Below are 262 nucleotides of genomic sequence, written 5' to 3'. Positions count from 1 at the left end.
GCCCCCCCCCGCGCCCCCCCCCCCCCCCGCCCCCCCCCCCGCCGCCGCCCCGGCGCCGCCGTCCCCCTCGCCGACCGCGGGCGACGACGGGGTGCAGATCGCCCCCGCCCCGCCGGCCACGGCGACCCCGCACCCCGGGAGCGGACGATGAGCACACCGCGCCGGCCGCAGGGCTCCGGTGACCGCGGGCCGCACCGCCCCGGCGAGCCCGGCCGCAAACCCGCCGACCGGGCCCGCACCCCCCGCCCGCGCTCCGCCGACC

It is taken from the genome of Kitasatospora arboriphila (assembly GCF_039528095.1).
GTDB lineage: Bacteria > Actinomycetota > Actinomycetes > Streptomycetales > Streptomycetaceae > Kitasatospora > Kitasatospora arboriphila.
The sequence above is the reverse complement of the archived record's forward strand: the minus strand, read 5'-3'. Positions refer to the sequence as shown.